This is a genomic window from Pseudomonas veronii (assembly GCF_001439695.1).
Classification (GTDB): Bacteria; Pseudomonadota; Gammaproteobacteria; order Pseudomonadales; family Pseudomonadaceae; genus Aquipseudomonas; species Aquipseudomonas veronii.
In genome coordinates this window covers 383,461-410,410 of record NZ_JYLL01000003.1, presented here as the reverse complement: position 1 = coordinate 410,410, position 26,950 = coordinate 383,461, and the positions used below count along the sequence as shown (strand labels likewise).

Genomic DNA, 26,950 nt, shown 5'->3' with positions numbered 1-26,950 from the left:
CTTCCTGTTCCATCAAGCGGCTGACGAAATCGAAGCTGGTCTCGCGGTACTGCACGCAGTATTCCCACTCGCGATACGGCCGGCTCAGGGCGTCTTCGAAGTCGGAAAAGCCGAGGTCGCGGAACACCTGCTTGATGATCTGCGGGATGCTCAGGTTCTGGAAAATCCGGCAGTCCGACGTGCGGCTCAGCAGCCACAGCCACGGGCGCAGTGTCACCTGATAGCTGGCGAACTGGCCCTGGTCGATGCTCTGGCTGCACTGCGCGACGATGCCGTGGAAATGCCGCTCGCCACCGTCCGCCAGTTGCACGCCAACGCTCATCGGCTTGCCGAGCAACTGGTTGAGGTCGATGTTGGCGTCCAGGGAGGTCAGTTGCAGCTCATAGGCGAACAGCCGGCCCAACTCTTCGCCGCCGCCCATTTGATTGAGCAGCAGCACGTCCGGCCCGAGGGGGCTGGTGATCTTGGCCAGGCGTGAGGTTTGGTTGAATAGCATCGGGCGTCTCGAAAATGACTAAATAACTGAAGAAACCGAGTTCAAATGTGGGAGGGGGCTTGCCCCCGATAGCAGTGTGTCAGTTGATGTATCAGGTGACTGATTCACCGCCATCGGGGGCAAGCCCCCTCCCACATTTTTGATCGTGTTTCTTCAGGTCAATCGTTGAACTGATAGTGCAATTCATTATCCCGGCTACTGATCCGCACACCCGCCAGCGCCTTGCCTTCGAGCATGCGCGTGAGGAATTCACGGCTCATGTCCGGCAGCAGGCTGTTGGTGAGGATCGTGTCGATCATGCGCCCGCCGCTTTCGGTCTCGGTGCAGCGCGAGACGATCAAATCGACCACCGCGTCGTCGTAATCGAAGGCGACTTTGTGGGTGTTCTGCACACGCTTCTTGATGCGCTCGAGTTGCAGGCGGGTGATCGCCTTGAGCATCTCGTCGCTCAGCGGGTAATACGGGATGGTCACCAGTCGGCCGAGCAGTGCGGGCGGGAAAATTTCCAGCAGCGGCTGGCGCAGGGCTTTGGCAATGTCTTCCGGCGCGGGGATGTTCGCCGGGTCTTTGCAGACCTGGGAAATCAACTCGGTGCCGGCGTTGGTGGTCAGCAGGATCAGCGTGTTCTTGAAGTCGATGACCCGGCCTTCGCCGTCTTCCATCACGCCCTTGTCGAACACCTGGAAGAAGATCTCGTGTACGTCCGGGTGGGCTTTTTCCACCTCGTCCAGCAGCACCACGCTGTAGGGTTTGCGCCGTACCGCTTCGGTCAGCACGCCGCCTTCGCCGTAGCCGATGTAGCCCGGTGGCGCGCCCTTGAGGGTCGACACGGTGTGGGCTTCCTGGAACTCGCTCATGTTGATGGTGATGACGTTCTGCTCGCCGCCGTACATGGCTTCGGCCAGGGCCAGGGCGGTTTCGGTCTTGCCCACGCCGGAGGTGCCGGCCAGCATGAACACGCCGATCGGCTTGCTCGGGTTGTCGAGGCCGGCGCGGGAGGTCTGGATGCGCTTGGCGATCATCTGCAAGGCGTGGTCCTGGCCGATGATGCGTTTCTTCAGGTGCTGGTCGAGGTTGAGCACGGTTTCCAGTTCGTTGCGCGCCATGCGGCCGACCGGGATGCCGGTCCAGTCGGCGACCACCGAGGCCACCGCCTGGTAATCCACGGTCGGCAGGATCAGCGGGGTTTCGCCTTGCAGCGCGGTGAGGCGCTGCTGCAGGTCGACCAATTGCGCACGCAACTCATCGTTGCCGCTGTCGACCACGCCGACTTTTTCACGCAACGTCGCGCGGGTGGCGAGCAACTCATCGACCAGGGTTTTCTCTTCGGCCCAGCGGCTTTCCAGGCTGGCCAGGCGCTCGCGCTCGGCACTCAGCAGGGCTTCGCTGTTGCTCTGGCGTGCCCCGATGGCGATGCCGATCGCATGCTCGCGGGCGATGATCTGCAGCTCGGTTTCCAGGGCTTCGATGCGGCGACGGCTGTCGTCGACTTCGGCCGGCACCGCATGCAGGCTGATGGCGACGCGGGCGCAGGCGGTGTCCAGCAGGCTGACGGATTTATCCGGCAACTGGCGCGCCGGGATGTAGCGGTGGGACAGCTTCACCGAGGCTTCCAGTGCTTCGTCGAGGATCTGCACCTGATGGTGTTTCTCCATGGTCGAGGCCACGCCGCGCATCATCAGCAGCGCCTTGTCTTCCGACGGTTCGGCCACCTGCACTACCTGGAAACGGCGGGTCAGAGCCGGGTCTTTTTCGATGTGTTTCTTGTACTCGGCCCAGGTGGTCGCGGCCACGGTACGCAAGGTGCCGCGGGCCAGAGCCGGTTTGAGCAGGTTGGCTGCGTCACCGGTGCCGGCGGCACCACCGGCACCCACCAGGGTGTGGGCTTCGTCGATGAACAGGATGATCGGCTTCGGCGAGGCCTGGACGTCTTCGATGACCTGGCGCAGGCGCTGTTCGAACTCGCCTTTCATGCTGGCGCCGGCTTGCAGCAGGCCGACGTCAAGGCTGCGCAGTTCAACGTCTTTCAGCGCGGGCGGCACGTCGCCGGCGACGATGCGCAGGGCGAAGCCTTCGACCACGGCAGTCTTGCCCACGCCGGCTTCACCGGTGAGGATCGGGTTGTTCTGGCGTCGACGCATGAGGATATCCACCAACTGGCGGATCTCTTCGTCGCGGCCGACGATCGGGTCGAGCTTGCCGCTGCGTGCCTGTTCGGTCAGGTCGACCGTGAAACGCTTGAGCGCTTCCTGCTTGCCCATCGCACTCGGCGCCATCGCACCGCTGGCTTCGCCCGGAACGGCGCCGGCGTTGAAACCGTCGCTGGCCGTCAACGCATTCTCCGGCGAGTCGCCGACGTACTCGTCAAAGCGTTCGCTCAGGGCTTCGGCCTTGACCTTGTCGAACTCCGCCGACAAACCCAACAGCGCATGGCGCAGGCTCGGCGTCTTCAGAATGCCCAGCAGCAGATAACCGGTACGCACCTGGCTTTCGCCGAACATCAGGCTGCCGTAGACCCAGCCGCGCTCCACGGCTTCTTCCACATGGGAGGACAGGTCGGTGATCGAAGTCGAGCCCCGCGGCAGGCGGTCGAGGGCTTCAGTCAGGTCGCGGGCCAGGCGCGCCGGTTCCACGTTGAACTGACGGATGATGCGGTGCAGGTCCGAGTCCTGCAGTTGCAGCAACTGGTGAAACCAGTGGGCCAGTTCCACATACGGATTGCCCCGCAGCTTGCAGAACACCGTGGCGGCTTCGATGGCTTTGTAGGCCACGCTGTTGAGTTTGCCGAACAGTGCGGCGCGACTGATTTCACCCATGCTCTGGATTCCTTGAGGTGGTGGCGTGATCGGCGTAATGCCGGGCCAGGATTAGGTCGTTGGCATCAACCGCAGGGCGGCCGAGCCAGGTGTTGAAGCCCAGGCGGAACCGGCCGTTGAGTTGCAGCGCCGGGACTTCGGGTTGTTGCAGAACCAGGTTCAAGTCCCAGTCCAATTCATGGCCCAGGTACTCGGCCACCCAGGCCACCAGCTCGTTGAACGGCTGGCTGCCGGGCAGCATGCCCATGTAGTCGTCCAGCGCGAGCGGGCCCAGGCGGATGCGGAATTTGTGCTGGCGGTCCCACACATGGCTGCCCAGGCAGAAGTCCACGCCGAGCCGGTTGGCGCTGACCCCGACGCGACTGCGCTCGGGCAGTTCGAGCCATTGGCCGATGTATTCTTCGATCTCTACCGGCAGGCCGAAGTACTCGCCAAGGATCGCCTTCAAGCCATCCGGGTAGCGGGTCTGCGCCGACAGGTGGCCGCTGTAATGCAGCTTTGCCGTGTCGGGGATCAGCCCCTGGTTGAGCAGGCTCGGCATGCCCCGACCGCTCAAGGCCGCGAGGCGCGCCGACCAGTAATCATCGTCCGGGCGGTCGTGGCTGACGGTCGGCCGCGCCTCGGCCCAGGCCCGGTAGAACAGGCTCAACAGGCGATGGTGGAAGATATCCAGGAACTGTTTGCTGGTGCTGTCGGCATTGTTGCGCTGGCGTTCGCGCACGTACTCGGTGATGTGCAGCGGCAGCGGGCCGTTGGGGCCGCCGAGGCCGAAAAAGTACTGCTGCAGCCGCGCTGGCTTGCCCTCGCCAGCGGGGTCGACCGAGGCCAGGGTGGCCGGGGCGAAGGTGCAGTCGGCCTGTTGCCCGAGGCGCAGCGGGTCGTCCGCCAGGCGTAGGGACTGGCCCAGGCGCGGCAGGTCCGGCGATTCGCACTCGATACGCCGCAGCGCCTGGAAGAAATCGTATTCCCAGGGCTCCTGGTGCATCGCATCCAGGGTACTCACAGGGTCGGACGACGTCCGGGCTTGGCTTTCCATCGCATGATCTCGCCGCGTTCGGTGGTACGGATCACCGTCTCGGTAAAACTGTTGATCGACACGTAGCGTGCCAGGAAGCGTTCCAGTACCGCACCGAGCAGGAACACGCCGGTGCCGCGAAACGCGTTTTCATCGAATTCCAAGGTGATTTCCAGGCCGCGCCCAAACACGATCGGGCCGGGCATCGGCAGGCGCCGGGTCACCGCTTTGCTGCTGACTTCGCGCAGGCCTTCGATCTGCAATTGCAGGGCGGCGTCGTTGCTGTCGCCATACAGGCGCAGCAGTTCGCGCAAGGCGCCTGCGCCCTGGCCCTGTTCGCTCAGGGACAAGTAGTTGAGCGACAACTGGCTGATCAGGCGCCAGGCCTTGGCGTCATGGGCGTGGCTGGCACGCGGGCGGCTGGGCCCGGCGACGCAGCGCACGGCCAGCACCGGGGCGCTGTCGGCGAGAGTGAAGTCGGTCTTGCCATTGCCCACGCTCATGAACAGCGGCAAGTCGCGGTTGGTACACAGCGCGCTCACGCCGAGTTGGCGCAGGTCGTGGCGATAGGGCGCTTGCTGGCTGTCCACCAGGCTGACGAAGGTTTCGCTGCCCACGTAGGTGGAGCGCGGGCCGTTGCGCCGCTGGTCGCTGGACAGCACCCGCGGCTCACGGCGCACGGTGTAGTACGCCTGGTCGCGGCCATAACGCGAGGGGTCGCGCACCGCATAGAACGGCAGGAACGGCTGCTCCGGCCCGGTGCCGTGGCCGGTGATGCCGTCGAGGGAGTGAATCTCGAAATCCATCGGCCGCGTGCGGTCGGCGATCACATGGTGTTCGTTGACCCGGTCGGACAAGTGGATACGGTCCACGCGTTTCGGGAACAGGTTGATCGCCGGGGTGCAGAACGGCAGGAACTGCGCGGCACCGACGCTGCCTTCCAGGCTCGGTTCGTGGCGGTCGAACAGCACGATCAGTTCCAGTTCCTGGCCGTCGCAACGCTTGACCGCACGGCTCAGCTCGGCGAACTCGACGAACAGGAAGCGGTGGGGCAGGGCGAAGTATTCCTGCAGCAACCGATAGCCCTGGAACGCCCGCGCCACCACGGGCATGGCCGCGTCGGCGTCGTCGAAACCGCGCGAGCGCAGCGCGTCCTGCGGCAGACGCTCGACCCAATCGCCCCCCGGCTTGCGCGCAAACACCGCGCAGGCATTGCCCAGTAATTGTTCGTAGAGGCGGAACGGTTGCTCATCCGCACCGCTGAGGTACAGCGGCAGGTTGTCCAGCGCGAGGCTGTTGAACGGCAACTCGGCGCCGGTGCGCAGGGTCAGGCGCAAACCGGCCTTGGCTTTCGGTTCGCTGGCCGCCAGGCGCCCGAGCACGGCGGCGGGGTTGCCGAAGTACTCGGCGTGGCTGACCTGCAACGGCCACAGCGTCACCGGGTGAGCGGTGCGGTACTCGCAGCAGGTCTGGGTTTCGCGGCCCAACGCGGCGCGCAAGACGCTGTCGCGCGGCAACGGGAAACCGCTGGCCAGGGAGCCTTCATCCGGGTCGGTCTGCAGTTGCACCACGGTCATCGACGGGGTCGGCGCCAGGTAGTGCGGGTAGGCGATCTCCAGCAGGTTGTGGGTGAAGGTCGGGTACTCGGCGTCGAGCTTGAGCTGCACGCGGGCCGTGAGGTAGGCAAAGCCTTCGAGCAGACGTTCGACGTAGGGGTCGGCGCAGTCCATGCCGGACAGGCTCAGCCGACTGGCGATCTTCGGGTATTCCTTGGCGAACTCGGCGGCGCTTTCGCGCACGTGGTGCAGTTCCTGGTTGTACAGCTCCAGCAGGCGCGGGTTCATGGGCGTCTCCGCTGGTCGGCGTTGACCACGCGTACATGGCCCGACTCCAGGTCCAGGTCGGTTTGCAGCAGCAGGCGCAACGGCACCGGCTGCGCCCACAGGTCGCCTTCGATCTCGAAGCTCAGGGCGTTGTGGTTCATCTCGCCATGGCCGACACGGGCTTTGACGCGCAGGGTGTGGCGCAGAATACGTGGCTCAAAGGTGGCGATCGCCTGGTAGATCAGGGCTTCCAGGGCCTTGATGTCGACGCTGGAAACACTGTTGCCCGCCAGCGCCGGCAGGCCGTAATTGACCACCGAGGTGCCGGCCGGGGTGTGCAGGGTGGCATCGGCATCGAGCAGCGACGTGGTGTTGAGCAGCCACGCCAGGTCACGCAGCACCGAGGCCTTCAATTGGGTGAGGGACAGCACGCGCTTGTCGGCGCTTTCCTTCAGGTTGGTTGGGTCGTCGTCGGTCAACCGGTCCAACAGGGACGGTTGCAGACGGTCGCGGGAAGCGATTTCAGTTACCACCAAAGCAGCTCCACGGACGGGGTGCGAGAGGGACAAAGTGCCTGGGGCCGTGGCGCTGGGCCACGGCCGCCAGGGCTATCAGCGCTTGGTGTTGGAACGGATGTTCCAGCCAAACTTGATCGCGCCGCCGTCTTTGGTGCCGTCGGCTTTCTGCGGTTGGTAGTCGACCATCACCTGGGCGAAGTTCAGGGTGACGTTTTCGGTCAGGCGATCATCGGAGCCCGAACCGCCAGTGCTCAGGGACGTGACCAGCACTTCTTCCAGGTTGATCACCATGTACTCGACCTGGCTTTCACCACCGGCCTTGCGCACGGTCAGCTTGACCTTGTCGATGTGCTTGCCGCTGGCGCAGTGCATCATCAGGTTCGGCGAGGCCTTGTCGACGTACTTGGTCAGCGACAGGTCCTGGATGTTCACCTTGCCCGCGCCGCCGCCACCGCCTACGTGCATGTTGCCGGACTGGGACATGCCCCAGCTCCAGTTCAGTACGTCGATTTCGTCCTTGTGGGCTTTGTCCATGGACTCGCCCTTGATGTCGCCGATCTTGATGAAAATATCAACAGCCATGTTTTCTCCCTGTGTGGACTCAGCCACTGTATTTGTTAACGCCGCCGACCCCTGTAGGAGCGAGCTTGCTCGCGAAGGTCGTCAACGGTGACGCGGGCATCCTGGATGAACGCAGCGCCTTCAAGTTTTTCGCGAGCAAGCTCGCTCCTACAGGGAGCGAGCCAGTCCCGATTTTTTACGCGCTTTTCGCCGACGGCAGTTTCGATACCAGGCGCAGCGACACGGTCAGCCCTTCGAGCTGGTAGTGCGGGCGCAGGTAGAACTTGGAGTTGTAGTAACCCGGGTTGCCCTCGACGTCTTCCACGATCACTTCGGCTGCCGCCAGTGGGTGCTGGGCCTTGGTGGTTTCGGTGGAGTGCGCCGGGTCGCCGTCGACGTAGTTGAGGATCCAGTCCTGCAACCAGCGCTGCATTTCGTCCTTCTCTTTGAAGGAACCGATCTTGTCGCGCACGATGCACTTCAAGTAGTGCGCGAAACGGCAGGTGGCGAACAGGTACGGCAGGCGCGCCGCCAGGTTGGCGTTGGCGGTGGCGTCCGGGTCGTCGTACTCGGCCGGCTTCTGCAGCGACTGCGCGCCGATGAACGCGGCGAAGTCGGTGTTCTTCTTGTGCAGCAGCGGCATGAAACCGTTCTTCGCCAGCTCCGCTTCACGACGGTCGCTGATGGCGATTTCGGTCGGGCATTTCATGTCCACGCCACCGTCATCGGTAGGGAACGTGTGGGCCGGCAGGTTTTCCACTTCACCGCCGGACTCCACGCCACGGATGCGCGAGCACCAGCCGTAGTGTTTGAACGAACGGTTGATGTTCACCGCCATCGCGTAAGCGGCGTTGGCCCAGGTGTACTTGGAGCTGTCGGCGCCGTCGGTGTTTTCTTCGAAGGCGAAGGCTTCCACCGGGTCGGTCTTGGCGCCATACGGCAGGCGCGCGAGGAAGCGCGGCATGGTCAGGCCGATGTAGCGCGAGTCTTCCGATTCACGCAGCGAGCGCCAGCCGGCGTATTCCGGGGTGGTGAAGATCTTGGTCAGGTCGCGCGGGTTCGACAGTTCCTGCCACGAGCCCATGCCCATCACGGTCGGCGAAGCGGCCGCGATGAACGGGGCGTGCATGGCGGCGCAGACTTTGGACAATTCGCCCAACAGCTCGACATCCGGTGGCGACTGGTCGAAGTAGTAGTCGCCGACCAGGCAACCGTAAGGTTCGCCGCCGAACTGGCCGTATTCTTCTTCGTACATCTTCTTGAAGATCGGGCTCTGGTCCCAGGCGGTGCCCTTGAATTTCTTCAGGGTCTTGTGCAGGTCCGGCTTGGAGATGTTGAGCACGCGGATCTTCAGCTGCTCATCGCTCTCGGTGTTGTTGACCAGGTAGTGCAGGCCACGCCAGGCGCTTTCCAGCTGCTGGAAATCCGGGTGGTGGATGATCTGGTTGACCTGGGCGGTGAGCTTGGCGTCGATGGCGGCGATGATCGATTCGATCGACTTGATCGCGTCGTTGGACACCAGGTCAGTCTGTGCCAGCGCCTGCTCGGCGAGTGTCCGCACGGCGGTTTCCACGGCTTCGCGGGCACGCTCGGTCTTCGGTTTGAACTCTTGCAGCAACAGCGAGGCGAACTCGCTGGTTTCTTCGGTGGCGCCCAGGTTCTGAGCGCTTTCGCGCACGGTATTCTCGGTCATGATTACTGCTCCCCTGCCGGCTTCGGCGCGCTCGCAAGGGCCTGCAGCAATGCCGGGTCCTTGATCGCTTTCATGATGATTTCTTCAGCGCCGGTCTTGCCGTCCATGTAGGTCAGCAGGTTGGCCAACTGGGTACGGGCTTCGAGCAGCTTGTTCAGCGCATCGACCTTGCGGGCCACGGCGGCCGGGCTGAAGTCGTCCATGCTTTCGAAAGTGATGTCCAGGCTCAGGTTGCCTTCGCCGGTCAGCTCGTTGGGTACGTGGAACGCTACGCGCGGTTGCATGGCCTTGAGGCGCGAGTCGAAGTTGTCGACGTCCACTTCAAGGAACTTGCGGTCGGCCACGGGCGCGAGGGGCTCGGCGGGTTTGCCGGCGAGGTCGGCCATCACACCCATCACGAAGGGCAGCTGGACCTTTTTCTCGGCGCCGTAGAGCTCGACGTCGTACTCGATCTGCACTCGAGGCGCGCGGTTGCGCGCGATGAATTTCTGAGAACTTTGCTTCGCCACGTTGCTGCTCCTGGTCGCTTGAGCGACGGTGTTGTTACTGCGCAGTCGGGCGGCTTACTCGCCGTCCGGGCCACGCAGGTTTTCAAATTGGGACATGCCGTCGGGAATCAGATTGCGCACGATGGCCGCGAAGTCGGCGTGCACCAGATGCTTTGCGCGGTTCAACAGCACCGGCAGCGGGCTCGAAGGCTCATGACGGGTGTAGTACGCAAGGATCTTGTCGAGGCTGCGCAGCACGTCATCGCGGTTGGCGATGTCGCCGCTGGGGCGCGGTGCGGTGGGGGCGGCGGCGAAGTCGGCCGAGGGGGCATTGTCGTCACTGACGGCCTCGGGTTCGCGGCTGCTGGTCTCACCGTTCGGTACAAATTGGCTGAGGATCTGCAGCGCCTGCTTGAGCGGTTGCTTCAACAGGCTGAGGTCGACGCCCTGGGCCGAGCCGACCTGGTCGCTGACCTGTTGTTCGATGGCTTCGCAGGCGGCACGCGCGGAGCTCAAGGCGTCGCGGGTGGCTTGCAGTTGCTCGGGGTCGCTGTCGAGGAACGCGGCGTTGAGCTGCTGGGCGCCGAGTTGTTCATCGGGAAAACTCATCAGGCCGCTGGCGTTCAGCGCGGCGCGCAGGCTCACGGCGCCGAAGGTGCGCGAGCGCGTGAGGATGCTTTCGCGCAGCAGGCGGATCGTCGCGTCGCCGGTCAAGCCGGACAGCGCGTTGATACGCACGGTGGGGTCGTTATCGTCGTCGGCATCCAGGCGCGGGTGCAGGTCGGCCCAGTATTCGCGCAGCAGCGCGTTGATCAGCGTGAGCGCGTCGGCCAACCCGACCACACCCTGGAGGGCGAGGGCGCTTTGCAGCAGGAAATGGGTGATGCGCAGGTCTTTGCTGCGTTGCAACAGGTCGAGGCTTTGCTGCTGGATGCTGCGCCAGTCCGGCGGTTCGGCAGGCAGGATGGCGTCGCCCATGCTGCGCTCGGGCTGCCCCTTGGCATCACGCTCCAGTTGTAGAAATTGCGCGTCATATTCCATGTCTTCGCCACATGGCGAAGTCGCGGAAACGGCGGCGAGCAGCAACGGCACATCCACTGAAATCGATCTCCCTATCGGCCCGTTAGATGACGGGCAATTCATGCATTAGTTGCGTGATGAACTTTGCATGTTTTCTTGGTCATATACGTGTGGCGCCACTAATGTGCCATCACTGGTATTCAAGAAGTTGTGCATTTTTGGTGTAGTAGTTATGGCTTGTCAAGGTAAGCTATTCGCCCTCTGTGACAGATGTGCGGTACTTAACAACCTGCGCGACTGGTGAGTCGAGTGGTGTTCCACGATAGGGTTTTTGTCATTGAGGCCAGTTAAGATCTGCGATCATGCTGGCAAAAAGCAGATTATGACCGTGGTTTGCGTCGCCTGGCGCGATCTCTCGGGAAAGGCGCTCGCCGGGAATCGATTGCGCGCGAAGTATCAGCAAGGAGGCAAGATGTCGCTGTGTTTGACTATCACTAGTTATCACAAGATTACCCCTGGGCAGTGTGCCGAAAAGTCCTTGAACCAGGGCTCGATGGCTATCGGCCGCAGCTCGGATAATGACTGGGTATTGCCTGATCCTGAGCGTCTGGTGTCCTCGAAACATTGCGTAATTCAATACAAAGATGGTCGTTATTATTTAACCGATAACAGTACAAACGGTGTGGAGTTGGTTAACGCCGGCATCCGTCTGCGTCGGGGTAATAGCGAGCCGTTGCAGGATGGCGAGCTGATCCGCATCGGTGATTACGAAATCCAGGCGCGCATCGATTTCAACGTACAGGCTGTGGATAACCAGGCGTTTGCCGGGGATTCCCCGAACAGTTTTGAAGCGCTGATGGGCGCCGTCGCCAGCAAGCCGGTAGCCACGCCGGTGATCGCGCCGCAGTTCCAGGGCGCGTCGTCGATGGACACCTTGCCGGACCTCTTCGATTTTCTCAGCCCGACCGCCGTGCCGCCGCCGACCGTGGCCGATCATGTGCCGTCCGAGCAACACGATTTCCGCCCGCCGACCCCGGTGGCCGTGCCGGTGCCGGTGGTCGAGCCGCCTGCCGCGTCGGGCTCGGTCATCCCTGAGGATTGGGACCTGTTTGGCGACACGCCGGCGCCGGTGGTCAGCGCACCGCCACCGCCGGTGATCGCGCCGCCACCTGTGGTCGAGCCTGTGCTCCCGGTGGCCGCCGCCCAGCAACCCGATCTTTTGCACGCCTTCCTGCGCGGCGCCGGCCTGGACCCATTGCGCCTGGACAAGGCCCAGGCCGAAGCCCAGATGGAAAGCATCGGCCGCAGCTACCGGCTGATGGTCGAAGGCCTGATCGACGTGTTGCGTGCCCGCGCCAGCCTCAAGGGCGAATTCCGCATGCAGCAGACGATGATCCAGCCCGCGGAAAACAATCCGTTGAAATTCGCCCCGAATGCCGACGAAGCGCTACAGCTGCTGCTGCGTCATGGCAACCAAGCGTTTATGGCACCGGACATCGCGGTGCGCGACAGTTTCGACGACCTGCGCGCTCACCAATTGGCGGTGATGGCCGGTGTGGAAGCGGCGATCAAACACCTGCTCAGCCGCTTCGAACCGGCGCAGCTGGAAGAACGCATGGGCAAGCCCGGCGGGCTGTCGAGCCTGTTCAGCGGCTCGCGCCAGGCCCAGTACTGGCAGCAGTTCACCGAGCTCTACAGCAATATTTCCCGCGAGGCCCAGGAAGATTTCCAGGACCTGTTCGGCCGCGAATTCAGCCGAGCCTACGAAGAGCACAGCGCACGCCAGCGTCGCTGAGCCGCAACGCATGGATAAAACGGAAAGCTAAGTACGTCATTGAGGACGAAGGATGATTCCCAGGTTTTTACTCGCAGTGGCCAGCCTGCTGATGCTGGCGGCGTGTACCAAGGATGTCGCCAAACCCCAGGCCAGCGCCGCCGAGGTTGAAGCGAACACCGCTGCCGTCGAGTTGCACTTTCACGCGATTGCCGGGCTCAACCCCGGCGCCAACGGCCAGGCCGCCCCGGTGCGGGTGCGGATTTTCGAACTGAAAAACGCCGCCACCTTCGGCCGTTCGGATTACTTCGCCCTGGCTGACCGTGCGCAATCCACCCTCGGTCTCGACCTGCTGGACCAGGACGAAGTGATGGTGCAGCCCGGCCAGCAGTTGAGCATCCAGCGCGACCTCGACCCGTCCACCCGCCAGATCGGCCTGTTGGTGGGCTACCGCGAGCTGGACCGCGCGCAATGGCGCACGGTGCTCAACGTGCCGCCGCGCCAATACACCGAATACCAGATCAGCCTCGATGTGCGCGCCGTGCGTGCGGACGTCGTGGTTTCCCCATCCAGCCCAGCCCAATAACAAGCAATCGGAGCCCCCATGTCCTGGAACAATCGCGTGGTCTGGTCGGAAGGCATGTTCATCGGAACGCAGCACTTCCAGCAGCATGACCGTTACCTGGAAAACCTGATCGACGCCCGCAGTCGCCCGTTGTCGGCCGGGGCCTGGGGGTTTTCCGAGCTGCTGATCGATCAGGGCCTGCTGGCCCAGGGCAAGCTGGCGATTGTGTCGGCACGCGGCCTGCTGCCCGACGGCACGCCGTTCAATATCCCCCAGGATGACTTGGCGCCCAGCCCGCTGAATATCGACGACAGCCTGCGTGACGGCCTCGTCTACCTGGCCTTGCCGCTCAAGCGCGCAGGGGCCCGCGACACCGTCGACGACGGCGAAGCGCTTGGCGCCGCCCGCTACGTGAGCCAGGTGCGCGAAGTGCGTGACGACAACGCACCGTTCGAGAACCGCGCCCCGGTGGCCGTCGGCTCCCGTGCGCTGCGCCTGTTGACCGCGCAGGACGGCATCAGCGATTACGCGGCCATCGGCCTGGTGCGTATCAAGGAAAAACGCGCCGACCGTGCGCTGGTCCTTGATGACAGCTACATCCCGCCAGTCCTCGATGTGGCCGCGAGCAAACCGCTGACCGCGTTTCGCAGCGAACTGCTCGGCCTGCTGCACCAGCGCGGCGAAGCCCTGGCCGGGCGTGTGGTCGCCTCGGGCGCGGGCGGCGCGTCGGAGATTGCCGACTTCATGCTGTTGCAACTGGTCAACCGTGCCCAGCCGCTGATCCAGCACCTCAGCCAACTGAGCCCGCTGCACCCGGAGCGGTTGTTCAGCGAACTGGTCAGCCTGGCCGGTGAGTTCGCTACCTTCTCCACCACCGGCCGGCGCCCCCAGGAATACCCGCAGTACCAGCACGACGACCTGGCCTTGAGTTTTGCCCCGGTGATGCAGGCCCTGCGTGAAGCGCTGTCGATGTTGATCGACAGCAAGGCCACGCCGATCCCGATCGTCGAGAAAGCCTACGGCATCCACGTGGCCATGCTCGCCGACAAAACCTTGATCGACAGCGCCAGTTTCATCCTCGTGGTACGCGCCGATGTGCCCGGCGAGACCCTGCGCGCGCGCTTCGGCCAGCAGAGCAAAGTCGGCTCGGTGGAGCACATTCGCGACTTGGTCAACCTGCAACTGCCCGGCATTGGCCTGCTGCCGTTGCCGGTGGCGCCGCGCCAACTGCCGTACCACGCAGGCTCGACCTATTACGAGCTGGACCGGGGCAGCGAGCACTGGCAGCAGTTGAGCAATTCCGGCGGCTTCGCCTTCCATATCGCCGGGCAGTTCCCGGGCTTGAACCTGGCCTTCTGGGCGATCCGAGGATAATCCGCGATGCACCCCAATGATGATGACCGCACCCAGTTCATGCCGCGCCCGGGTGGCCGTGCGCCCGAACCCGCGCGTGCCGAACCGGCGCCGCTGTCGATGCCGGCCGCGCCGATCCTGACCGGCAAAAGCCACGGCCTGAACCCGCTGGAAAGCGCCGCCGGCCCGCTGCTGGCCTTGCTGACACGCCTGCGCAACACCATCGCCCACCCGGCGCCGGCCAGTTTGCGTGCGCAGTTGCTGGCCTATCTGCGCCAGTTCGAAGAGCGCGCCGAAGCTGCTGGCGTGGCGCGCAACGAAGTGCTGCTGGCGCGTTACGCCCTGTGTACCGCACTGGATGAGGCGGTGTTGAGCACGCCGTGGGGCAGCACCAGCGATTGGGGCAAGCAGAGCCTGCTGATCACCGTTCACAACGAAGCCTGGGGCGGCGAAAAGGTCTTCCAGCTACTCGACCATTGCCTGCAAAGCCCACGCGAGCGCTTGTACCTGCTGGAACTGTTGTACCTGTGCATGTGCCTGGGTTTCGAAGGCCGCTACCGCGTGATGAACGATGGTCGCAGCCAGTTGGAAGCCCTGCGTGAACGTACCGCCGCGGCGATTCGCAGCGCCCGGGGCGACCACGAACGCGAGCTGTCGCCGCACTGGCGCGGCGTCACCGTGGCGCGCGATCGCCTGGCGCAGTTCATGCCGCCATGGATCGCCGTGGCCATCGGCCTGGCGCTGCTGCTGGCGTTGCTGTTCGGCCTGCGCCTGAAGCTGGCCGCAGACGCCGAGCCGGTGTTCAAGAATATCCATGCCTTGGGCGAGATCCCGGTGCAGGCCATCGACCGCCCCGTGGCGCAGCCGAAAGTGATCGAGCGCCCGCGCCTGGCCGGTTTTCTGGTGGAAGACATCAAGGCCGGTCGCGTCGCGGTGGAAGACAAGGTCGACCGTTCCGTCGTGACGATCCGCGGTGATGAGCTCTTTGCGTCGGCCAGCTCCAGCATCGTCGACGACTACCAGCCGCTGATGCTGCGCATCGCCGACGCGATCCGCAAAGTCAAGGGCCAGGTGCGCGTCACCGGGCACAGCGACAACCGCCCGATTGCCACGCTGCGCTTCCCGTCCAACTGGGCCTTGTCCGAAGCGCGGGCCAAGTCGGTGCTGGAGATCCTCGCGGCCAAGACCGGCCAGGGCGATCGCTTCAGTGCCGAGGGCAGAAGCGACACCGAGCCGGTGGCGACCAACGCCACCGCCGAAGGCCGAGCCCGCAATCGTCGGGTTGAAATCACCGTACTCGCGGAGGGCGTCGAGTGAAGGCGTTTTTCAGTTTCATGATTCGCTGGGTGATCCCGTTGCTGGGCCTGATCGCCCTGAGCTTGATCATCTGGTTTGTCGGGCCCCTGCTCGACGTGCTGGTGCCCGAAGGGCGGCGCTGGGCGCTGATCGTCCTGCTGTTTGCGGCCTGGCTCGCCTACCGTGTGTTCCGCATCCTCCAGGCCCGTCGCCAGGCCGCCGAAGTGATGCGCAGCCTGGCCGCGCAAACCCCGGCCGACCCCAACAGCGTCGCCACCGCCGAAGAACTCACCAGCCTGCGCCAGCGCATGGACGAAGCCCTGGCCCTGCTGAAAAAAGCCAAGCTCGGCGGGGATGAGCGGCGCAACCTCTACGAGCTGCCGTGGTACGTGATCATCGGCCCGCCGGGTTCGGGCAAGACCACCGCGCTGGTCAATTCCGGGCTGCATTTCCCGCTGGCTGCCCAATTGGGCGCCGGGGCGGTGCGGGGCGTCGGCGGCACGCGCAACTGCGACTGGTGGTTTACCGACCAGGCCGTATTGCTCGATACCGCCGGCCGCTACACCACCCAGGACAGCAACTCCCCGGTGGACAAAGCCGCCTGGCTGGGCTTCCTCGACCTGTTGAAAAAGCAGCGCTCGCGCCGCCCGATCGATGGCGCCTTTATCGCCATCAGCCTGTCGGACCTGCTGCTGGGCAGCGAAGCCGAACGCGCTGCCCACGCGGCGGCGATTCGCCTGCGTATCCAGGAGCTGTACACCCAGCTGGGCGTGCGTTTCCCGATCTACCTGATGCTGACCAAGCTCGACCTGGTGCCGGGCTTCATGGAGTTCTTCGACAACCTGAGCAAGGAAGAACGCGCCCAGGTGTGGGGCATGACCTTTGCCCTGGACGACGGCAAGCACAGCGACAGCCCCCTGGCGCACCTGCAAAGCGAATTCGCCGGCCTCGAACAGCGCCTCAACGAACGCCTGGTCGAACGCCTGCAACAGGAACGCGACCCGGCGCGGCGCGACTTGATCTACGGCTTCCCGCAGCAGTTCGGCGCATTGAAAGATTGCCTGCAAAGCTTCCTCGAAGGCGTGTTCAAACCCAACGCCTTTGAAGAGCGCGTCTTGCTGCGCGGCGTGTACTTCACCAGCGGCACCCAGGAAGGCAGCCCGATCGATCGCTTGATCGGCACCATGGCCCAGAGCATGAACCTGGACCGCCAGCACCTGGCACGCCAGAGCGGCAGCGGGCGCAGTTACTTCATCGAGAAACTGTTCAGCGCAGTAGCCTTTGCCGAGCGCGGGCTGGTGGGCGTCAACCCGCAGGTCGAGCGGCGGCGCAAATGGATCGCACGCGGCGTGCTCGCGGCCACCGTGGCGCTGGTGATCGTGGTCAGCAGCCTGTGGTGGGTCAGTTATCGCGCCAACCAGGCGTATATCGCCCAGGTCGACCAGAAGGTCGCGCCCCTGGGCCAGGCCGTACAGAACCTCAGCCCGGCACAGCGCGAAGTGCTCGCCGTGTTGCCGTTGCTCAACGCGGTGAAACACCTCGCCGGGGATTCGCCAAGTTGGTCCGAGGGTCTGGGCCTGTATCAGGGCGATATGCTCGAAGCCGAATCCGCCAGCGTCTATCGCAAGCTGTTGATCGCCGTCTTCGCGCCGCGCCTGGTGACGCGCATCGAGGAGCAACTTCACGGCGGCGGTAACTCCGACTTCCTCTACGAAGGCCTCAAGGCTTACCTGATGCTCGCCGACACCGAGCATTACGACGCGGACTTCATCAAGGCCTGGATCGCCCTCGACTGGGACCGCAACCTGCCGCGCGACCTGCCCGCCGATCAGCGCCAGGCGCTGGCCGAACACTTGCAGGCGTTGTTCGAACGTCACCCGCCGAGCGCACGCCTCGATGCGCGCTTGATCGACGACCTGCGTCGGCAGTTGCAACAACTGCCGGTGGCCCAGCGCGTGTATGACCGGGTCAAACGCCAGAAACTGCCCGACGGCATTCCAGACTTCCGCCTCAACGAAGCCGCCGGTCGCGACGCCGCATTGGTGTTCAGCCGCAAAAGCGGCAAGCCGTTGGGCGAGCCGCTGAGTGGTTTCTTCACCGCCAAGGGCTATCGCCAGGCGTTCCTGCTGAGCAGCCTGAACCAGACCGGCACCCTGGCCGAAGAGCAATGGGTGCTCGGCCATGAGCAGGCCGACCAGCAGAACGTGGTCAGCCTGGCCGCCGACGTGCGCCGTCTGTACTTCCAGGACTACCAGCGTCAGTGGGATGCGTTGCTTGCCGACATCGACTTTGTGCCGATCACCAGCGTGGCCCAGGCGGCGGACGTGTTGCGGGTGATTTCCGGGCCGACCTCGCCGCTGAAAAAACTGCTGGTGGCGGTGGCCAGGGAAACCGACTTGCAGGCAGAGGAACGCCAGTTGGCGGCCAAGGGCGTGCCGGTCGAAGGCGGCGTGGACAAGCTCAAGGAACGCCTGGGCAACCTGCTCGGCCAGGCGCAACCGAACGCGGATGCGCCGGCCGCTGCGGACGACCCGGTGACCGCGCACTTCGCCGAGCTCAACAGCATCGTCAGCAAGAACGAAGGCGAGCCGGCGGCCATCGACGGCCTGCTGGCGGATATGAACGCGCTGTACGTGCAAGTCAGCGCCATGGTCGGCGCCAGCGGCGATGCCTTGCTCGGTGAGGCCAAGAACCAGGCGGCAGCGGCGGCCACGCGGGTCAGCCTGAACGCCGAGCGCCAGCCGCCGCTGGTGCAGGGCATGGTCAAGTCGGTGGTCAACTCGACCACCAACAGCATGATGGGCGGGGTGCGCAACCAGCTGAACGCGGCGTGGGTCAGCGAAGTGGTGAACGTGTATCGCCAGTCCCTGGCCGGGCGTTATCCGATGTCGCCGGGCAGCGCGCGTGACGCGACCCTGGATGATTTCGGCCAGTTCTTCGGCGTGGGCGGGGTGATGGATAACTACTTCCGCAAATACCTGCAACCCTACGTCGATACCTCCGCACAGACCTGGCGTTGGCAGCCGGGCGCGGCGCAGAAACTCGGGATTGCGCCGGGTGTGCTGCAAACCTTCCAGCGCGCGGCGACGATCCGCGATGCGTTCTTTCGCTCAGGCGGTACTCAGCCGATCGTGCGTTTCGAGCTCAAGCCGGTGGCGATGGACGCCAGCATCACCCAGTTCCTGCTCGACCTCGACGGCCAGCAATTGAGCTACGACCACGGCCCGAGCCGCCCGGTGGCGATGCAATGGCCGAACCCCGGCAGCATTGGCGTGGTGCGTATTTCGATCATGCCGCCGTCGGCCAGCGGTCGTTCCGGCGTGACCCTGGACGGCCCGTGGGCCTGGTTCCGCCTGCTGGAACAATCGGACCTCACGCCCGGCAATGCGCCGGACCGCTTCAACCTGCGCCTGCGGGTCGACGGTGCGAGCATCGCCTACGAATTGCGTGCCAACAGCGCCTTCAACCCGTTCAAGAGCCGCGTGCTCAGTGGCTTCAGCCTGCCGGAGCGGTTATGACGACGTTGGGCTTCTACGGCAAGTTGGCCAGTCGCGGCGATTTTGTCAGCCGCGCCTTGCCGCAGAGTTTTATCGGCCCGTGGGACAGCTGGCTGGCGGCGGGCCTGCTCGCCAGTCAACACAGCCTCGGCGCCGGTTGGCTCAACGTGTATCTGGTCAGCCCGCTGTGGCGCTTTGTGCTGGCGCCCGGCGTGTGCGGGCCGAACGCGGCGGCGGGCGTGGTGATGCCGAGCATCGACCGGGTCGGGCGGTATTTTCCGCTGGCCGTGGTCGCCTTGCTCGATCACGACACCAATCCGGCGTCCCTGGTGGGCGGCCCGGACCGCTGGTTTGAAGAGGCCGAAGAGCTGTTGCTCGGCACCCTGGATGCCGGTGCCACCTTCGAGAATTTCAACGCCGGCCTCGACTGCCTGGGCTTGCCGGCGACGGAACCGCGCGCGGTGGACAGCCGTTTCGCCGGGCTGCAGCGGGTCGCCGCCACGGAGCCCCATGCGCGCATGACCGCACTCGCCGAACAGGCCTGCGAAGGCGCCAGCCTGTGGTGGGGGCGGGGTTCGCAGACGATTTCCCCTGGTTTATTGCGGTGTCAGGGTCTGCCCGCCACCAGCGATTTTGCGCAGTTTTTGCTCGGACAAGAAGGTGTGATGTAGATGGGGTCGACGTACAAATCCGCGAGCAAAAGCCATGTGGGCATGGTTCGCCAGGTCAATGAAGACGCGTGCCTGGACCTGCCCGAGAATCGCCTGTGGGTGGTGGCCGACGGCATGGGCGGGCACGCCGCGGGGGATTACGTCAGCAGCCTGATCGTCGACAGCCTGCGCAGTGTGCCGCTGGGACGTTCCCTCGAGGAATACTCGGCGGCCTTGCGCAACGACCTGATCCGCATCAACGCGGCCGTGCGTGAAGAAACCGCCAACCGTGGCGTGACCATGATGGGCAGCACCGTGGTGGTGTTCGCCGCACGCGGCTTGCGCGGCGTGTGCCTGTGGGCCGGCGACAGTCGCCTGTATCGCCTGCGCGACGGCGTTCTCGACGGCATTTCGCGCGACCACAGTTACGTGCAAGACCTGCAAGACAGCGGCCTGCTCAGCGAGGCCGATGCCCGCGTGCATCCGCGCGCCAACATCGTCACCCGCGCCATCGGTGTGGAAGCCCAACTGGAACTGGCGGTGGTCGACCTGCTGATCGCTCCCGGCGACAGTTACCTGCTGTGCAGCGATGGCCTGAACAAGACCGTCGAGGACCACGAGATCCGTGAAGTGCTCAGCCATGACGCCCCGGATGAAATCGTGCGCAGCCTGGTCCACCTGGGGCTGAACCGCGGCGCACCGGACAACATCACCGCCATCGTCGTGAAGGTATCGGCATGAACATCGTGATCCCGGGCTACGACATCGAAGGCGAGATCGGCGAAGGCGCCATGGCCAGCGTGTACCTGGCGACCCAGCGCTCGCTGGAGCGCAAGGTCGCGCTCAAGGTGATGGCGGCGGCGCTGGCGGCGGACCCGAGTTTCTGCGAGCGCTTCCTGCGCGAAGGCAAGACCCTGGCGCGGCTGTCGCACCCGCACACGGTGACCATCCATGACATCGGCAATGTCGGCGAGCTGTATTACATGGCCATGGAGTACCTGCCCAACGGCACGCTCAAGGAGCGCATCGCCGCCGGCCTCACTCCGGAGCAGGGCCTCACGCTGATCCGCCAGATCGCTTCGGCGCTGGGTTATGCCCATGCGCAGGGGTTGGTCCACCGCGACGTCAAGCCGGCGAACATTCTGTTCCGCGCCGACGGCACCGCCGTGCTGTCGGACTTCGGCATCGCCAAATCCCTGGACGACCGCACCCAGTTCACCCAGGCCGGTTTCGCCGTGGGCACGCCGAGCTACATGAGCCCGGAACAGGCGCGTGGCCAGGAAATCGATGGCCGCGCAGACCTGTATGCGCTGGGCGTGGTGCTCTATGAAATCCTCGTCGGCAAGCTGCCTTATAACGGCACCGACGCGCTCTCCACGGCCTTGGCCCACCTGACCGAGCCGCTGCCGGAACTGCCGCTGCATCACGGGCGTTATCAGGACGTGCTGCGCAAGCTGTTGGCCAAGGACCCGAATGAGCGCTTCCCGGATGCGGCGGCGTTGCTGCTGGCGCTGGATCAACTGCCGACCGAGTCGCCGGACGCCACGCAGGTGCGGCCGTTGCCGATTCCGCTGAGTTTTGATCTGGCCGGCATCACTCCGCAATCCATCGAGATCCCGACCGACAAGCCGCAACCGGCGCGCCAGCCGGTGGTGCCGCCAACCCCACGGCACACGGTGTCCGAGCAGCGCCGTGGGCCGGTACTGGCGTTGGCCGCCGTGGCGGTGGCGGTTGCCTTGGCCATAGGTGGCGCGGGTTACTGGTGGTTGAGCGGCAGTGATCAGCCCGCCAAGCCACCGGCTGCGACAGTGCCCAAGGTGACACCACCGGTGACGTCACCGGTGGCGGTCGCCGAAGTGGACGGCGGTCAACGGCCCTTGCTGATGGCGGGCAAGAAAACCCTGTTCCAGCGCGTGCTCAGCAAACCCGGCGCGAAACTCGCCAGCGCTGCCGGCAGCGCGCCAGGCAAAGCCCTGCCGGCGTTTTCCGTGCTCTATGTGTATCAGCGCAAGGACGTCGACGGCAGCCCATGGCTACGCGTCGGCGCCGCCACCGATGGGCGCAGCGACGGTTGGTTGCCGGCCGCCCAGGTCAGCGACTGGAAGCAAAGCCTGGTGCTCAAGTTCACCGAACGCTCCGGCCGGGCGCCGGTGATGTTCCTGCGCCAATCCGGCGAAGTGGAAAAGCTGCTGGCCGACCCCGCCGCTGCCAAAGGCGTGCTGGCCAAGGCGCAGAACAACCGCGACGACAACGGCCAGGTGCTGGCCCTGGAGCCGGCCGCCAGCGCGGTGCCGCAGAACCAGTTCTACCTGCTGCCGATCTTCGACTCCAAAGAGAGCTTCGACGACAACGGCCAGCCGGTGCAGTTGCTCAACGTCGCGTCCATCGACCCTGGCAGCAGCGCGGTCGCCAAGCCCGCGACCGCGCTGATCAACGCCAATGCCGATGCCTTCCGCACGGCGGTGGTGCTGGTGGTCGACACCACCGTGTCGATGCAGCCGTATATCGACCAGATCCGCGATGTGGTCCACGAGCTGCAAACCCGCATCGCCGAACGCGGCGAGTTGGACAGCGTCAGCTTCGGCCTGGTGGGTTTTCGCAACAGCATCAAGAAAACCCCGGGCCTGGAATACGTGGCCAAGACCCTGATCACCCTCGACCAGGGCCGCGACCCGCAGCGCTTCCTCGACCTGGCGCGCGGGGTCAAGGCGTCGACCGTGTCCAGTCACTCTTTCAACGAGGACGCGTTTGCCGGGGTGATGCAGGCCGTGGAGGGCATGGACTGGTCCGGCTACGGCGGCCGTATCATCCTGCTGGTCACCGACGCTGGCGCGCTGCGCAAGAACGACCCGTTCGCCGCCACCCAGATGAACGAAGCCGAAGTGCGCCAGGCGGCGCTGGGCAAGCAGATCAAGATCTACGCCCTGCACCTGCGCACCGACGCCGGCAAGAAAACCCACGCCGGCGCCGAAAGCCAGTACCGCATCCTCACCGCCGACGCCAACCCGCAGATCGGCGACCTGTATACGAAGGTGCCGGGTGGCGATGTACGCAAGCTGGGCGAGCGCGTCGATGAGATCGGCACGGTGTTCGCCAACCTGGTGCATCAGGTACGCAATGACACGCCGCAGCCGCTGCCCTTGCTGAGCGCCGCGCCAAGCCTGGCGGATAAATCCGCCGCCATCGGCTACGCCATGCACATGGACTTCCTCGGGCGCAAAGCCGCGAGCCAGGCGCCGCAACTGGTCAGCGCCTGGACCGCCGACCGCGACCTGACCAACCCGGCGCTGCCGGCGTTCCAGGTGTGCGTGATGTTGACCAAATTGCAGCTCAACGACCTGCAGCAGTCGCTGAAACTGATCGTCGACGCCGCCCGCAAAACCCAGACCTCGCCCAAAGACTTCTTCCAGGAAATCGCCAGCGCCTCGGCCTATATGAGCCGCGACCCGCAGGCCCTGCGCAAGGGCGGCAACCTGGCCGATGGCGGCATCCTCGGCGAATACCTGGAAGGCCTGCCGTACCGCAGCAAGTCGCTGAACATGACCCAGGATCTATGGCTGTCGTTGAGCGTGGCCGAGCAGGAAGACTTTATCGACGAGCTGGATTCGAAGATCCGCCTCTATGAAACCTTCCACAATGACCTGGCCAACTGGGTCCGTTTCGGCGCTGCCGAGCCGGGCGATGCGTTGTACCGCGTCCCGTTGTCGACGCTGCCGTAATGCTGAACCTGAACGCGGTACACAAGAGCCGGGGCGTCGGCGCCCAGCGCTATAGCCTGGTGATTCCGGCGTTGCACCTGCGCGCGGGGGAGCAAGTGGCGATTGTCGGGCCGAGCGGGTGCGGCAAAAGCACCTTGCTCGACCTGCTGGCCCTGGTGCTCGCGCCGGATCAGGTGGACCGCTTCGAATTCAATCAGACCGATATCGGCGGGTTGTGGCGCGCCGATCGGCAGACCGCCCTGGCCGAGCTGCGCAGCCGGCACCTCGGTTACGTCCTGCAAACCGGCGGCTTGCTGGGCTTTCTCGATGTGCGCAGCAATATCGCCTTATCCCGGCAACTGCTGGGGTTGAAGGACGATGGCAGCGTGGCGCGCCTGGCCGAGCAATTGGAAATCAGCGATCAACTGGCCAAGAAGCCGGCGGCGCTGTCGGTCGGCCAACGCCAGCGCGTGAGCTGCGCCCGCGCCCTGGCCCATGCGCCGCAATTGGTCTTGGCCGATGAGCCGACCGCGTCCCTCGACCCGCTTAACGCCGAACGGGTGATGCAGGCGCTGTTGGCCCGCGCTCGCGAACACCGCGCCGCTTGCGTGATCGCCACCCATGACGAACCCCTGGCTCGCGCCAGCGGCTTGCAGGTGCGCCGTATCGCTTGCCGTCGCGACACTGATGGCGGCATCACCGCCACCCTCGGGGAGGTGTGCTGATGCGCCTCGGTCTGGTGGCTTCCCTGGCTTGGCAGGATTACCGCAACGATGCGTGGCTGTCGGCCTGCGCGGTGCTTGCGCTCGTTGCCGTCGTCGCGCCGTTGCTGGTGTTGTTCGGCCTGAAGTTCGGGCTGGTCAGCAGTCTGACCGAACGCCTGGAGAACGACCCGGCCACCCGTGAAATTATTCCGTTGGGCGGTGGTCGATTCAGCCGCGCCTTTGTCGAGCAGTTGGGTCAGCGCGGCGATGTGGCGTTCGCCATCCCGCGCACGCGGCAGATCGCGGCGACCGCGCAGGTGGGCACATTGACCCTGGAAATGCTGCCGACCGCGCCGGGCGATCCACTGCTCAACGGTTTGCCGGTGCCCCAGGGCCTAGCGCAGATCGTGCTGAGCCACACCGCCGCCGAGAAGCTCGCGGCGCGGCCCGGGGATTGGCTGGAGACCGGCTTTGCGCGCCAGGTCGCGGGGCGCGTCGAAACCCGGCGCACGCGTTTGCAGGTGCTCGCGGTACTGCCGCTGGAAGCCTTCGCCCGCGACGGCCTGTTTGCTGAATTGAGCCTGCTGGAAGCGGTGGAAGACTACCGCGACGGCCGTGCCGTGCCAGCGCTGGGCTGGGACGGCGACGCGGTCGGCGCGGGCGAGCAGCGGGTGTATCCGGCGTTTCGCCTGTATGCGCGCAACCTCACCGATGTGGAGCCGCTGCGGGTGTTTTTCGCCGGGCAGAATCTGTTGGTGGCGACCCAGGCATTGAGCATCGCCCAGGTGCAGTCGTTGAGCCGCAACCTGTCGATCGTGTTCTGGATCATCGCCGGGTTGGCCTTGGCGGGGGCGTTCGCGGCGATCTTCGCCGGGGCGCTGGCCGCCGTGGCGCGCAAGCGCAGGGAGTTGTCGGTGTTGCGTCTGTTGGGCTTTTCCACCGCCGCGCTGTTGCTGTTTGTGGTGCTGCAGGCGCTCTACAGCGCCGGCTTGGCCGCCGTGTTCAGTGCGGGTCTGTATGGCCTGGCCGAGGCGGGCTTGAATCAATTATTCGTGCAGGTGCCGGGCGAACACGCCAGCCACCTGCTGGCGCGTCATTACGGCCTGGCCCTGGTGGCTGTGCTCGGCGTCAGCGCCGTGGCGGCAGCGTGTGGCGGTTGGCGCGTGGCGCGTATCCAGGCTTCTGAAGGAATCCGAGATGTATAAGTTACTGGGCGCCGCCTTGGCGCTGAGCCTCGCCTCGCTGGCGTGGGCCGATGAGGCAAGCGATAAGCTCGACAACCCCAAGCCGTTGCCAGACGACGTCAGCCTGCCGCTGCCGTGCGAAGGCAACATGGTGTTCCGCTACGTCTATGTACTGGCCCAAGGCACGTTGGACGACCGCGAGATCAGCCTCGGCTACCCCTTTGCCGAAGGCGAGGCGGGCTATCAGCAGTCGTTCATTTCCGGCTATCGCCGCGACTTCATCAACGGCCAGTTCAGCCTCAAGGACCTGCCGAAAGACTGGAACAACGTCATCACGCCCTTGATGCCGAAGACCGACGCCAAGACCCCGCTCAAGCCGATGCTCTACTTCATCGGCAAGTACGAAGTGACCGCGCGCCAATACGCTCTGGTGATGTCCCAGGCGCAATCGCTGGCCAGTGGCGAACCGGCGCCCGCGTGCGATGCGCCCAGCGGCATGGCCGGGCGTTTGCCCAAGGTCAAGCTGTCGCGCTTTGAAGCCGAACGCTTCTCGGCGGTGTACAGCGCCTGGTTGATGAAATACCACCGCGAGTTGCTGCCGGTGAGCGGGCGTGGCGCTTCGGCGGACGACGGCGGCCTGGGTTTTGTGCGCCTGCCCACCGAAGTGGAATGGGAGTTCGCCGCACGCGGGGCCCAGGCCGTGAGCCGCCAGGACTTGGAAGGGCGCCTGTTCCCGCGGCGCATCGAAGGCAGCGAAAGCGACGGCCCGCTAGCCGATTGGGCGGTGTTCAACCAAGTCGCCGGCGGCACCGGCCAGGCCGCGCGGCTGATGCCCATCGGCACCAAATTGCCCAACCCGATCGGCCTGTTCGATGTGATCGGCAACGCGGCGGAAATGGTCCAGGAATCCTTCCAGCTGGTACACGCCGGGCGTCGCCAGGGCGCCTATGGCGGCTTTGTGGTCAAGGGCGGCAATTACCTGGAGGGCGAAGGCACGCTGTTCACCGGCATGCGCCGCGAGTACCCGTTGTTCGCCACCGACGGCACCGAGCAAAGCAACGAGACCACCGGTTTTCGCGTGGCGATCGGCGCGCTGTCGGCACCGCGTTCGCGCTACAAGGAGCTGTTCGCGCAGTGGCAGAAAGAAGGCCGCCTGGCCTCGCTGACCGATGCCATCGATGACGCCCAGGACCCGACCAAGCGCCTGGACAGCATCATCGCCGCCAGCGTCGACCCACGCCTGCAAGCCGAGCTGGGGCTGGTCAACGAAGAGCTCAAGCGCAACGTCTCGCTGATCGCCCAGCAACGCGAAGAAGCGGCGGGCAACCTGATTCAGTCGGCGGCGTTGGTGGCCGAGACCATCAATAACTACAACATCCGCCTGACCAATCTGCAGAAGAGCCGCCAGCAGGCCGTGGACGCCAAGGACGAGGCCAGCGCGCAGCTGTTTGCCGCAGCCATTGCCAACGGGCGCAGCGCCCTCGACGGCGCAGTGGCGATCTATATCGACAACCTGGCCACCGGCACGCGTTACACCGATGCGGTGATCCAGGCGCAGTTTCAACGGATCAAGGAAGAGTTGGATCGCAAGCCAGTGCTCGGCAAAAGCCTGGTGACGCGCGCGACACTGTTCGTTCGCCATGTCGGCAACTACCGCAAGCAACAGCGGGCCGACCCGGCAACGATCTTGAAGGAATTGCTCGCAGCCAGTGGTCAGCGGTCTTGATCGCTGGCTATAGAGCGAGCTTGGAAGGGACTCAGGCGGCGGTGGGCCGTGCTGGGCAAGTCAAACTTAAAAG

The 26,950-nt window shown here is 64.9% G+C and carries 20 protein-coding genes; 11 read left to right on the top strand and 9 right to left on the bottom strand.

Going from position 1 to position 26,950, the window contains the following annotated elements:
- The 9 genes from TU80_RS06205 to tssA all read right to left on the bottom strand — a co-directional run.
- Positions 1-496 (bottom strand): type VI secretion system Vgr family protein (locus TU80_RS06205; RefSeq protein ID WP_134939315.1); only part of this gene is annotated, 496 nt, incomplete at its 3' end.
- Positions 497-654: 158 nt separating this feature from the next.
- Entirely contained in the window at positions 655-3,312 is a 2,658-nt protein-coding gene (tssH, locus tag TU80_RS06200) for a type VI secretion system ATPase TssH (protein ID WP_057004026.1), read from the bottom strand.
- The gene (gene tssG, locus TU80_RS06195; RefSeq protein ID WP_057004025.1) at positions 3,305-4,348 is read right to left on the bottom strand and encodes a type VI secretion system baseplate subunit TssG; all 1,044 of its coding nucleotides are present in this window, start codon (positions 4,346-4,348) and stop codon (positions 3,305-3,307) included. The genes tssH and tssG overlap by 8 nt, the downstream gene beginning before the upstream one ends.
- A complete protein-coding gene (gene tssF / locus TU80_RS06190; protein ID WP_057004024.1) occupies positions 4,312-6,171 on the bottom strand; it encodes a type VI secretion system baseplate subunit TssF in 1,860 nt (619 codons plus the stop codon). The genes tssG and tssF overlap by 37 nt, the downstream gene beginning before the upstream one ends.
- Positions 6,168-6,683, bottom strand: a complete 516-nt coding sequence (tssE, locus tag TU80_RS06185; protein WP_026013585.1) for a type VI secretion system baseplate subunit TssE — start codon at positions 6,681-6,683, stop codon at positions 6,168-6,170. Before tssE ends, tssF begins: the two co-directional genes overlap by 4 nt.
- A gap of 78 nt (positions 6,684-6,761) precedes the next feature.
- Complete coding sequence (locus TU80_RS06180) at positions 6,762-7,250, bottom strand: Hcp family type VI secretion system effector (RefSeq protein ID WP_003195562.1); 489 nt, start codon at positions 7,248-7,250, stop codon at positions 6,762-6,764.
- Positions 7,251-7,425: 175 nt separating this feature from the next.
- Positions 7,426-8,922 (bottom strand): type VI secretion system contractile sheath large subunit, encoded by a 1,497-nt coding sequence (tssC, locus tag TU80_RS06175; protein ID WP_017849979.1) that lies wholly within the window; start codon positions 8,920-8,922, stop codon positions 7,426-7,428.
- 2 nt (positions 8,923-8,924) lie between these two features.
- On the bottom strand, positions 8,925-9,431 hold the full coding sequence (gene tssB / locus TU80_RS06170; RefSeq protein WP_017849978.1) for a type VI secretion system contractile sheath small subunit: 507 nt from the start codon (positions 9,429-9,431) through the stop codon (positions 8,925-8,927).
- Positions 9,432-9,485: 54 nt separating this feature from the next.
- On the bottom strand, positions 9,486-10,508 hold the full coding sequence (gene tssA, locus TU80_RS06165) for a type VI secretion system protein TssA (protein WP_057004023.1): 1,023 nt from the start codon (positions 10,506-10,508) through the stop codon (positions 9,486-9,488).
- A 394-nt stretch (positions 10,509-10,902) separates the two neighbouring features.
- Between tssA and tagH the strand changes: the two genes are divergently transcribed.
- The 11 genes from tagH to TU80_RS06110 are packed head-to-tail and all read left to right on the top strand — an operon-like array spanning position 10,903 to position 26,877.
- Positions 10,903-12,225, top strand: a complete 1,323-nt coding sequence (tagH, locus tag TU80_RS06160; RefSeq protein ID WP_057004022.1) for a type VI secretion system-associated FHA domain protein TagH — start codon at positions 10,903-10,905, stop codon at positions 12,223-12,225.
- A 52-nt stretch (positions 12,226-12,277) separates the two neighbouring features.
- Positions 12,278-12,790 (top strand): type VI secretion system lipoprotein TssJ, encoded by a 513-nt coding sequence (gene tssJ, locus TU80_RS06155; protein ID WP_057004021.1) that lies wholly within the window; start codon positions 12,278-12,280, stop codon positions 12,788-12,790.
- A gap of 18 nt (positions 12,791-12,808) precedes the next feature.
- Positions 12,809-14,143, top strand: coding sequence for a type VI secretion system baseplate subunit TssK (gene tssK, locus TU80_RS06150; protein WP_046381634.1), 1,335 nt, complete (start codon positions 12,809-12,811; stop codon positions 14,141-14,143).
- Positions 14,144-14,149: 6 nt separating this feature from the next.
- Positions 14,150-15,439 carry a DotU family type VI secretion system protein gene (locus TU80_RS06145; protein WP_017849973.1) on the top strand — a complete coding sequence of 430 codons (1,290 nt, stop codon included), beginning with the start codon at positions 14,150-14,152 and terminating at the stop codon, positions 15,437-15,439.
- Entirely contained in the window at positions 15,436-18,936 is a 3,501-nt protein-coding gene (tssM, locus tag TU80_RS06140) for a type VI secretion system membrane subunit TssM (RefSeq protein WP_046381635.1), read from the top strand. Before TU80_RS06145 ends, tssM begins: the two co-directional genes overlap by 4 nt.
- On the top strand, positions 18,933-19,586 hold the full coding sequence (gene tagF, locus TU80_RS06135; protein WP_017849971.1) for a type VI secretion system-associated protein TagF: 654 nt from the start codon (positions 18,933-18,935) through the stop codon (positions 19,584-19,586). Before tssM ends, tagF begins: the two co-directional genes overlap by 4 nt.
- Positions 19,587-20,306 carry a PP2C family protein-serine/threonine phosphatase gene (locus TU80_RS06130; protein ID WP_046381636.1) on the top strand — a complete coding sequence of 240 codons (720 nt, stop codon included), beginning with the start codon at positions 19,587-19,589 and terminating at the stop codon, positions 20,304-20,306.
- Positions 20,303-23,284: a serine/threonine-protein kinase gene (locus tag TU80_RS06125; RefSeq protein WP_057004020.1), complete on the top strand. Its 2,982-nt coding sequence runs from the start codon at positions 20,303-20,305 to the stop codon at positions 23,282-23,284. Before TU80_RS06130 ends, TU80_RS06125 begins: the two co-directional genes overlap by 4 nt.
- Positions 23,284-23,988 carry an ABC transporter ATP-binding protein gene (locus TU80_RS06120; RefSeq protein ID WP_046381638.1) on the top strand — a complete coding sequence of 235 codons (705 nt, stop codon included), beginning with the start codon at positions 23,284-23,286 and terminating at the stop codon, positions 23,986-23,988. Before TU80_RS06125 ends, TU80_RS06120 begins: the two co-directional genes overlap by 1 nt.
- On the top strand, positions 23,988-25,172 hold the full coding sequence (locus tag TU80_RS06115; protein ID WP_057004019.1) for an ABC transporter permease family protein: 1,185 nt from the start codon (positions 23,988-23,990) through the stop codon (positions 25,170-25,172). The genes TU80_RS06120 and TU80_RS06115 overlap by 1 nt, the downstream gene beginning before the upstream one ends.
- A complete protein-coding gene (locus TU80_RS06110; RefSeq protein WP_057004018.1) occupies positions 25,165-26,877 on the top strand; it encodes a formylglycine-generating enzyme family protein in 1,713 nt (570 codons plus the stop codon). The genes TU80_RS06115 and TU80_RS06110 overlap by 8 nt, the downstream gene beginning before the upstream one ends.
- Positions 26,878-26,950: the final 73 nt, after the last annotated feature.

Coding starts and splice junctions, on each gene's coding strand:
- tssK (WP_046381634.1), top strand. CDS start 12,809: ATGTCCTGGAACAATCGCGTGGTCTGGTCGGAAGGCATGTTCATCGGA.
- TU80_RS06145 (WP_017849973.1), top strand. CDS start 14,150: ATGCACCCCAATGATGATGACCGCACCCAGTTCATGCCGCGCCCGGGT.
- tssJ (WP_057004021.1), top strand. CDS start 12,278: ATGATTCCCAGGTTTTTACTCGCAGTGGCCAGCCTGCTGATGCTGGCG.
- tssC (WP_017849979.1), bottom strand. CDS start 8,922: ATGACCGAGAATACCGTGCGCGAAAGCGCTCAGAACCTGGGCGCCACC.
- TU80_RS06130 (WP_046381636.1), top strand. CDS start 19,587: ATGGGGTCGACGTACAAATCCGCGAGCAAAAGCCATGTGGGCATGGTT.
- TU80_RS06180 (WP_003195562.1), bottom strand. CDS start 7,250: ATGGCTGTTGATATTTTCATCAAGATCGGCGACATCAAGGGCGAGTCC.
- TU80_RS06120 (WP_046381638.1), top strand. CDS start 23,284: ATGCTGAACCTGAACGCGGTACACAAGAGCCGGGGCGTCGGCGCCCAG.
- tssG (WP_057004025.1), bottom strand. CDS start 4,348: ATGGAAAGCCAAGCCCGGACGTCGTCCGACCCTGTGAGTACCCTGGAT.
- tssH (WP_057004026.1), bottom strand. CDS start 3,312: ATGGGTGAAATCAGTCGCGCCGCACTGTTCGGCAAACTCAACAGCGTG.
- TU80_RS06110 (WP_057004018.1), top strand. CDS start 25,165: ATGTATAAGTTACTGGGCGCCGCCTTGGCGCTGAGCCTCGCCTCGCTG.
- tssF (WP_057004024.1), bottom strand. CDS start 6,171: ATGAACCCGCGCCTGCTGGAGCTGTACAACCAGGAACTGCACCACGTG.
- tagH (WP_057004022.1), top strand. CDS start 10,903: ATGTCGCTGTGTTTGACTATCACTAGTTATCACAAGATTACCCCTGGG.
- TU80_RS06115 (WP_057004019.1), top strand. CDS start 23,988: ATGCGCCTCGGTCTGGTGGCTTCCCTGGCTTGGCAGGATTACCGCAAC.
- tagF (WP_017849971.1), top strand. CDS start 18,933: ATGACGACGTTGGGCTTCTACGGCAAGTTGGCCAGTCGCGGCGATTTT.
- TU80_RS06125 (WP_057004020.1), top strand. CDS start 20,303: ATGAACATCGTGATCCCGGGCTACGACATCGAAGGCGAGATCGGCGAA.